This window comes from Streptomyces sp. ID05-26A (assembly GCF_033794685.1).
Taxonomy (GTDB): Bacteria; Actinomycetota; Actinomycetes; order Mycobacteriales; family Pseudonocardiaceae; genus Lentzea.
Window position 1 is genome coordinate 367,022 of sequence record NZ_JARAYZ010000007.1, and the last position, 8,390, is coordinate 375,411.

The 8,390-nt window shown below is 66.5% G+C and carries 7 protein-coding genes; 1 reads left to right on the forward strand and 6 read right to left on the reverse strand.

The window, feature by feature from the left end; translation table 11 throughout:
• The 6 genes from PV646_RS41410 to PV646_RS41435 form a co-directional block, all read right to left on the reverse strand.
• Nucleotides 1-1,742: WXG100 family type VII secretion target (locus PV646_RS41410; RefSeq protein ID WP_500348270.1), on the reverse strand; the 1,742-nt coding region annotated here is incomplete at its 3' end.
• 63 nt (nt 1,743-1,805) lie between these two features.
• The gene (locus PV646_RS41415; RefSeq protein ID WP_500348272.1) at nt 1,806-2,513 is read right to left on the reverse strand and encodes a hypothetical protein; all 708 of its coding nucleotides are present in this window, start codon (nt 2,511-2,513) and stop codon (nt 1,806-1,808) included.
• 16 nt (nt 2,514-2,529) lie between these two features.
• Nucleotides 2,530-2,820 carry a WXG100 family type VII secretion target gene (locus tag PV646_RS41420; RefSeq protein WP_285646631.1) on the reverse strand — a complete coding sequence of 97 codons (291 nt, stop codon included), beginning with the start codon at nt 2,818-2,820 and terminating at the stop codon, nt 2,530-2,532.
• A 44-nt stretch (nt 2,821-2,864) separates the two neighbouring features.
• The gene (locus tag PV646_RS41425; RefSeq protein WP_500348273.1) at nt 2,865-3,182 is read right to left on the reverse strand and encodes a WXG100 family type VII secretion target; all 318 of its coding nucleotides are present in this window, start codon (nt 3,180-3,182) and stop codon (nt 2,865-2,867) included.
• 381 nt (nt 3,183-3,563) lie between these two features.
• Nucleotides 3,564-4,298: a type VII secretion system-associated protein gene (locus PV646_RS41430; protein WP_500348275.1), complete on the reverse strand. Its 735-nt coding sequence runs from the start codon at nt 4,296-4,298 to the stop codon at nt 3,564-3,566.
• 271 nt (nt 4,299-4,569) lie between these two features.
• Nucleotides 4,570-7,560 carry a hypothetical protein gene (locus tag PV646_RS41435; protein WP_500348277.1) on the reverse strand — a complete coding sequence of 997 codons (2,991 nt, stop codon included), beginning with the start codon at nt 7,558-7,560 and terminating at the stop codon, nt 4,570-4,572.
• 130 nt (nt 7,561-7,690) lie between these two features.
• Here PV646_RS41435 and PV646_RS41440 point away from each other — a divergent pair, with 130 nt between their 5' ends.
• Entirely contained in the window at nt 7,691-8,065 is a 375-nt protein-coding gene (locus PV646_RS41440) for a hypothetical protein (protein ID WP_500348279.1), read from the forward strand.
• The last annotated feature ends 325 nt before the right edge of the window (nt 8,066-8,390 follow it).

Sequence of the window (8,390 nt, forward strand, 5' to 3'; positions counted from 1 at the left end):
CCCAACAGACCCGACGCGTCCGGCCGATCCCCACCAGCACCACCAGAACCACCCGGCGACATCGGCGGAGCCATCGGCGGCATCATCGGCATACCACCCGTGCCGCCGCCGCTCAGGCCAAGTCCAGGCTGGTCGGTCGTGCCGGGAGTGTTCGTCAGCGGATCACGCAGGTTCGAGGTGTCCAGGTTGGGGGCGGGCGAAAGGCTGCCAGGCGCGTCCACCGCACCCGGCGGCTCCACCGGGTTGAACGGAGTGAGCTCGGGTGTCTTCCCTCCCGCACCGCCACCCGTGCCACCACCGGAGCCACCGGGAATGCTCGGCGGAACCAGCGGCGAGATCGGGTTCACCTTCGGATCGAACGGCGTGATGCCAGGAATCGTCGGCGGCGTCACGCCGCCGATCTGACCGCCCCCGGAGCCGGTATCGCCGGGTCCTGGCAGCGTGGGAGGCGCGGTCGGGTCCAGCTTCGACAGATCGGGGGTACGCGGGTTCGCACCGCTCGGCGGTGCGATGGACCCGAACGGCGTCGGCGTGGTCAGCGGCGGTGTGGTCGGCGTGAACGAGCCAGGAGCGTCGACCCCTCCGGGGCCGGACAGGTTCGGCGGTGTGACCGAGCCGAGGGTGTCCGGCGGGGTCAGGGTCGGACTCGGGCTCGGGGTCAGCGAGTCGAGGTTCGGGCTTGGCGTCAGCGCGTCGAGGTTCGGGGGCGCCACGGTCGGAGCGTCGGTCGGGCTGTCTCCCAGCTTGGGAGGTAGGGGCGACGTCGGCGGCGGCTCGATGACCGCGGTGTTGGGCGGGTCCTCGATGCTGCCGCTGGGGGGAGGTTGCGTGGTGCCGGTCGGCGGAGGAACCGTGCTCACGAAAGGAGGACTGTTCTTCGGGGGACCCGTTTCCTCCTCCGTTCCAGGACCGCTCACCGTCGCGGGAACGTGCTTGGGCAGGCCGCCACCCGTCTCGCCGCTGCCTCCACCCGTGCTGCCGGGCGGTCCGGACGTGGCGCCACGGGGAGCGCCGACCGGCGTCAACGTGGTGTCGAAGGTGGTGTGCTCGTACTTCTGCGCCAGGGTTTTCAGCACCTTGCGCATGTCGTTGGTCATCGCCTCGACGACCCTGGGGAACTTGCTGACCTCGACCAGGCCGTTCGGCAGGGTGACGTCGATGGCCTGGCTGTGGGTCCTGGCCGAGGCGTTGTGCAGGAACGCCATGCGCCTGACTTCGCTCGCGTAGTGCAGGTCGATCGCGTGGACGGACTGCCTGGCCCAATCGAGGTACTGCCCTGCCTGGTGCAGTTGGAGCGGCACCGGACCCAGCTGAGCGGCTCCTCCGTCCAGCTGCGTCGCATGGTTCAGAAACGCCTGGGCGAACTGGGTCATCATGATCCGGAACGCTGTGGCGGCCTCGCCCTTCCAGGGCCCGTCTTCTCCCGCGAGTGCTTCCGAGTGCTTGGCGAGCGTCTTGCCGATGGTGCGCAGCACGGTTTGCACCTCAAGGAAGGTGACGGCGGCGCTCCACAGCGTCTGCGGGTCGGACGGGCCATCGACGAGATCCTCACGCGAGGTGGAGGAGACAGCGGCTCCGTTCCAGATCGAGGCCTTGATCGCCTTCCAGTCCCACTTGTCGTAGTCACCCCTGGTGAGACCGTCCTGCTCGGAGCGCGCGATGAGCTCGCCCTGCGGTCCGACTCTGAACCCGTTGGGCGCGTTGCCCTGGTCGTCGGGAGGGCTCGTCGGTTGATCACCCATGGTGAGTTGCCTTCGCGTGAGACAGGGCCGGAACCGGGACTGGTTGGAACGACAGGTGACGAATCAGATCGTTGGCGAGGTCGTCGTCGGCGGAGAGGTCGTCGTAGTAGGCGGCGACGTCGGGCCACCGGTCGTCGTCGGTGGCAGCGTCGAGGTGGGAGGGGCGGACAGGACATCTGCTCCACCGACCGCCTTGGTGATCTCCGGCCTGGCGGCGTGGAGAACCTCCAGAAGGTCATCCCCTGTCGCCTTGTTCAACTCCTCGGAGTTGGTGACGGTGAGCGCGAACGCCTCCAGGTCATCCGCGCTCAGTTTGAAAGCGTGGATCGCCTGAACGACGAACTCCCTGGTTGACCCGTGAATCGAAGGAGAACCGTTGACACCGACCACCTTCGAGGTCAGCTCCTTCGCGTCGTAGAACCCACCAGGAGCCAGCCGCACGCCGTCCAGCTTCGGCAGCAGCCCGCGCAGCCAGCCCTCGAACGTCCTGAGATTCCCGGCGAAATGCCGCAGCGCGTCGGTGTTCACTCGTATGTCGGTGCCACCGCCCTCGCCAGTGGTAGGCGATCGAGGCGGCTGGTAGACGCCCGCCAGACGGTCGTCAGGCCGCCCTTTCCACTCCCCCACCGACTCGTTGAACCCGCCGGTGTATTTGTTGGGCACTGCGTTGTTGTAGTCAAAGCCCACAATGCGCTCCTTGTTTGTTCCGTCGAGCAATCGCTCCGAGACGGCAGAGCGAGCGACCGTGATGCCGCACAGAAGCGGCATCACGGGCTCGCCGGATTCCTCAGCTGCCCCAGCGCTTCATTCCGTTGCGCTCGGTCATCGCGTACTGGACGCCGATGTCGTTGAGCGCGCCCTTCACGCTTTCCAGCGTCATCGGCATACGAGCCGCCGCGGCGTCCCACTGCTGCTTCGCGCTGACGTAGCTGAGCTTGGCTCCGTCGGACCAGTCGTACAGAAGCTTCTGCACCTGGGCGTCCATTCGCTCCAGCTCGTCCCTGAGCTGCTTCGAGACGGTGGCCATGTGCTGACAGAAGGCGTCAGCCTGGGCCCGGTTGAACGTGTAGGTGGTCAAGTCACTGTCCTTTCAAGGGATTCGCCGGCCAGAGTCAGGTTCGACTAGAAGCCGTCGAGGCCAGCGTTCGCACCGACCGGAAGGGACGTGGCGATGCGAGCGTTCGCGTCCTCACTCGCCTGGATTTCCTTGCTGTTCGTCTGCATGTCGGCGGCCATCTGACCCAACAGGCCGTTGATCGTCCTGCAGTCCGCCATCCACCGCGCCACCGCGTTCTGGAACGCCGTGGCGGCATTGCCGGTCCAGGTACCCGAAAGATCGACCAATGCACGATGAACGCTGGTCGCGCTCTGCTCCGAGAAAGTCTTGGTGCTGAGGAAGTGCTCAGCAGCCTTGTGCATTCCCGGCGTCGTGGTTGACACAGTTCCGGACATTTATCATCTCCTTTGTCAAAGCTGGAACAGACGACGGGTTGCACCGCCATGTCCAAGCCCACCACGAGAATCACGGCTGCGGCAGCCCCTCCGCCACCCAACTGCCCTTGAGGTCCCCCCGCCCGGCACGTTCACCCTTGCCCGAACCACGGGCGCGAATAGTTCCGCACGGCAGCGACCACGGGCGCCGTAACACTGGGGAAACACGAAAACACGAACAAAACGACAACGGCCGACCGAGTCTGAGCAGATGCTCAGGCTCGGTCGGCCGACGGCTTGGCCGGCACGGAGCCGGATCGTGCCGATGGCGGGCAGGCGACATCGAGGCGCGACGACGTTCCCCGCGCCGCCAGGAGAGTCGCGAAGGGCTCAGCTCTGGCCGGAGACGCCATCCTCAGGAGCGCTGCCCGTGGGAGCGCTGCCTGCCTCGTCCACGGCGCTCTCCTGGAGCTCCGGCAGGTCTACGACATCGACGACGGCCCCTGGGGGGCTCCACGGCGCCACCTGGAGATCGGTGGCCTCCTGATGCTCCGCGTACAGCTCAGCGGCCCGTTCGTCGTCCAGCATCAACGTCTCGCGGATGAAGTCACCGGTCAGGCGTACGGCCGCGGGACTTCCGGGGTTGAAGAACACGTCGATGCCATCCGCGAGCAGCACGACCAGTTCCTCCAGGTCGATCCGCCGCCAGTCCGGCGCGCTCACCCGCTGCCGGTGCAGTTCGCCGGTGGCGATGACGACACACTGAAGCTGATCGGGAGAGTTCATGATCAGCGGGCGGCCGTCGCCGTTCATCGCGATGTCGAACAGGGAGTCCCGCAGCATGAGCTGGATGTGCTCGGCCTCCGCCCGTTGCTGCATCACCAGCCTCAGCACGGCGTCCAGCGGGTCCGTGGGCGATTCGGCGTCCGATGGCACGTGTTCGGGATTCGCGCGGAACTTTCCCAGGGTCCCGTCGCTTTCGACGGGCCACATGCCCACCACGGCTTCGATCGGCGGCGTCTCGTCCTCTGTCTTCGGGTGCCACGCCGGGTCCATGAGGAGGAACCAGTTCTCCATCGCACCAGCTGGTTCGGTGTCCTGCGATGTGTCGGTCACGGTGTCCATGACGATTCCTCGCTCCTCAGGATGCAGGTCCTCCAGGAAGGACAGCGGCTGGGCCGAGTTTCCCACGGGGCGGGAACCACTGCCGCACACAGTGCACGACCACCCCGCCACAACTGCCTCTACTACCCGCCGTCAGGGATTGCGTCTCATTTCGAGCTCCCGGCGTTCGCGCCGAGTGCCGAGTGCTGATGCGCAATACCGCGCCCTGGGACGCCCTCAACCCAAGAATCGTTCGCGCGACTCGCGGGGGCCGGACTCTGCCAAGCCACGGCTATGGAAGGAGCGTCGGGTCTCCCCCGGCGGAGCTCGCGAACGACCGCAGTTCCAGATCGCTGATCTCCACCCGAATGCTCCTGGTCTCATCCGCTTCCCACATCGCGAGAAGGAACGCGTCGGAGTGGAGCTGTGTCAATGGCGAAGTCGCCTGGGACATCACCACAAGACGCACGGGAACCCGCGAGTTCGACACCTGGTTGCGGAAGGCAGGCGACCTGAACACCACCTCGGCGAACTCCTCGCCGCCAAGCACCTTGCCGTCGACCAGGAACCCGCGGCCGGCACCGGTCACCATGACCTTGAACTCCTTCTCCCCTGTCGCGGGCAAGGACTTGTACAGCGCTTCCCACAGCGGCGTGTCCCACCGGACGCCCTCGTTGAAGCTCAGCCCGCCCGCCGCGTTCTCCGACGGCGGATGCCCCTCTCCCCTGCGGGAGTGGGAAAGCGCCTGGAAGGCTCCGGCCACTTCGTAGGTCCAGGTATTCAGATACTCCGACTGCTCCTCCGGCTGCGACTGGGAGAACTCGGGAATCGCTTGCAAAGCCGACTGACCGAGTTCGGCGTGCGGAACGTCGACCTCCACGAGAGCCGACACGTCGGTCCCTGCCGCGGACTCACTCGTCGCCGTCCGGATCGGGATCAGCGAGAGGTCGAACTCCATGCCCACGGCGCGGTACCGCTCGGCACTCGCCATCAGCGCACGCAGCAACTCGTGGCGCACAGCCGATGTCCCGGCGGTCGCGGGGTCTTCCAGCCTGCGTCGCTTCCCTCTGCCGTACGCGGCACCGTCGCGCGTGCTCCCCCGCGCCTGGATGCTGACCGAGGGCAGCGGCGCGCCATTGCGCAGTCGCCACCACACCACCGGAACAAGAGCGTCCGCGACAGCGCTCAGCTCACTCAGCGCCGCCTGATCGACGCTGGTCCCACTCCGCCCGAGCGACATGGCCACGGCGTCGAACTCACTGACGACCAGTGCGCTCAACGGAACTTTCGGCGGGACGGTGCCGGGCTGGGCCGACACCCGGAGATATGAGCCCCCGTCCGTCACCGCCAGTGACTGGCCTTCCCCGAAAGTGACCTTGCCGGTCGCGGCGAAGACAGGGCTCAGACCACCGTTCCAGGCTCGGGCGAACGAGGCGGCGGCACCACTGTCACTCTGCCCGGAATAGGACCGGCAGGCGAGCAGGATGACAGCCGTGTCCGCATCAAGATGAGCATCGACGAAATGTCCGGAGTGCCGCACGATAGTGGCCAGAGTCGCACCGGGAACAGTGAACCTGTCGCCTATCTGCAACGGATGATCCGACGTGAGCGCTACCGCCATCCCTTCGGGAGAGCCGTGCGTCTCAATCAAGTAGTGCGACTTCACGCCATCATTCCACGGCGTCAGGTAGTGAACGGCACGAAGCAGCGGGGTGCCGTCCTGACCAAGTCCGGCGTCTTCCACCTCGCCGTAAATCATCGTGCTGGCTCCACGCTTTTCCTGCCAGACGAGCGCGTTGTAGTAGGCGTCCTTCATGTCGGCCGCGAAAGACAACCCGGAGGTGTCGAGACGCTCACCGACGACGGGGCGAAAATGAAATACCGCACCGGAGCGCTCCGGATAGGCTGATTTCGCGTGCAGGATGAACGGGGCGTGGCCGGAGTGAATCCTGCCGCCACTTTCAAGGGTGATCGCGTCCTGCGCCGTCAGCACATTCCGGTGATAGGTGAGTGCGAGTAGCTCGTTCGCGAGCTCGTCCGCATCGGGTATGGCTCCGTCGAGTGACGCGAAGGCGATCGGCTTCGCCAGTGTGCGACTCAGGCGTGAACGCAGCCCACGATCAGCCCTCAGCACCCTGGCCAACTCGGCTGCGGACACCGTTATGCCCGCACCGTCCACACGCTCGACGTGATAGCCACGTCCACCGTTTTCCAGTGCGGCCAGAATCAGGAACGGAGGACCCACGCCCGAATCACCGGTCTGCTCCGCGCCGAACGGAACCTCCACCGACGCACTTCCGTTCCAGTACGAGTACGTCCTCATGGTGCGCGACCTGACCGCCAGACCCCACCTCGTCGCCGCCGCGAGCTTCGACCGGTCGCCGGGTGAACGCACGAACCACGCCACCGTCTGACCAGCAGAGTTCAGCAACGCGTCGGTCTTGAGATCCCCTGCCCGCAACACCGACACCAGCGTCAACCCCGGTTCGCCTCCACCATCACCGAGCAGACCGTCGGCCCCGGCCACCGCCCCCACCGCGAACACATCGCGGAAGTCCTTACCCACCCTCAACTCACCCGCGAAATCAAACCCCAGCCCACCGAAGTTGACCCGCTCACCACTACGCGCACCCACCAGTACCACCGGCCGTCCCGGCTCCGCCATCAACGCACTCTCAAACTCGGCATTCCCGCGCAACAACCGCGCCAAAACACCCCCACCCACCTCATGAACAACCCCGCCCTCCCCCGCTACCTCCGCGAACGTGCCATCCACCGAATCCACGACCACAAACAGCGGAGTACGGCCGCTCAACCGCGCCACGTCGTCGACCGACACCGATCCGGACGCCACCGCATCCCTGAACAACACCATCCGCCGTGCCGACTCCATCGACGACGGCACACCGAACACCGAATCCATCACCAGCATCCGCACGCCCGATGGCACGCTTTCCCCCAGTACCCGCCCCACCGGAACACGGGGAACAGGCCATCCGTCCGCCGCCTCCAACGGCCCCTCATAGTCGTAAACGTGCAACGACCCCGCCAGGCCCAGCAACGCTTTCACAAACCTCGCGTTCACCATGTCGCCGGACGAACTGTCCGCCCGAGAAATGAACAACAGCAACGGCGGGCGCTTCACCCGCCTCAGCACCAAACTCCCGAACAAACTCGACCCGAACACCAGCCGAGCCGCTTCCTCGGGAGACAGGAGCCTTCTCATCCCGTTCGTCACCGACAAGGCGAGTGACCCGTTCCAGTTCTCCAGGTAGAGAGGCACTGGCCGCACCCGCTGACCCGTCGTCGCTGGCGCCCACTCCCCGAGCGTCCACTCCTCCTTGGAGGTCCGGTCATCGTGGACGGCGACCACTCTGAGACTCTCGTCCGCGACGGACCGGCTCAGGCTCGCCATGACGTCCCAGGCCTGGTTCGTGGCAACGGACCCCATGCCGACCACGGTGCCGTTCCGCGAGTACAGCGGCTTCCAGGTGATCGACTCCGGCAGGAGCCGGGTCTTCACGGGCACGAAGTCGTCGAGGCTCGTCGACGCCTCCACGATGCGCGGTCGTTCCGGAGACCCCAGCGCGTCGGCGAACGCCCGCACCTCGGAGTGGTCCGCCGCCGTCGTCCCTGCTCCGTCCCAGACCAGGCGCACCGGTACCGTGGACTCCCCCGCGTGCTCCTGGAAGTGGGGAGACCCGCTCACCAGTCCGGCGAAGGCGACTCCGCCGAGCGGTGATCCGTTGACCAGGAACTTCCCTTCCCCTGCCCGCACGAAGACGTAGAAGGCGCCCGACTCACCGGGTGCGGACGCGTAGAGAGCCCGCCAGTGCGTGTCTCGGGAACCGTCGCCGACACTGTCGAAGCTCAGTCCGCCCGCCACACGCCCGTTCGGCTGATGGCGCACCGCCCCGGCGAACTCCGGCGGATCAGCGCTCGTGTCCTCCACCATGCTCTCTGGTGAGCTGAGCGGGAACACGTCCTGCGCCTGTTCGATCGGTGCGGGACCTGGCTCGGTTCCCGGCATCGACCTCGACGCGGTGCGGCGCTCCAACGCCAGAGGAGGAGGTGGCATGAGTTCCGACCTCTCAGGCTCCGCTCCGCCTGTCG

What these genes read in the sequence shown, in the direction of transcription:
- PV646_RS41430 (WP_500348275.1), bottom strand. Translation starts at nt 4,298, where the DNA reads ATGGACACCGTGACCGACACATCGCAGGACACCGAACCAGCTGGTGCG.
- PV646_RS41440 (WP_500348279.1), top strand. Translation starts at nt 7,691, where the DNA reads ATGACGTCCCAGGCCTGGTTCGTGGCAACGGACCCCATGCCGACCACG.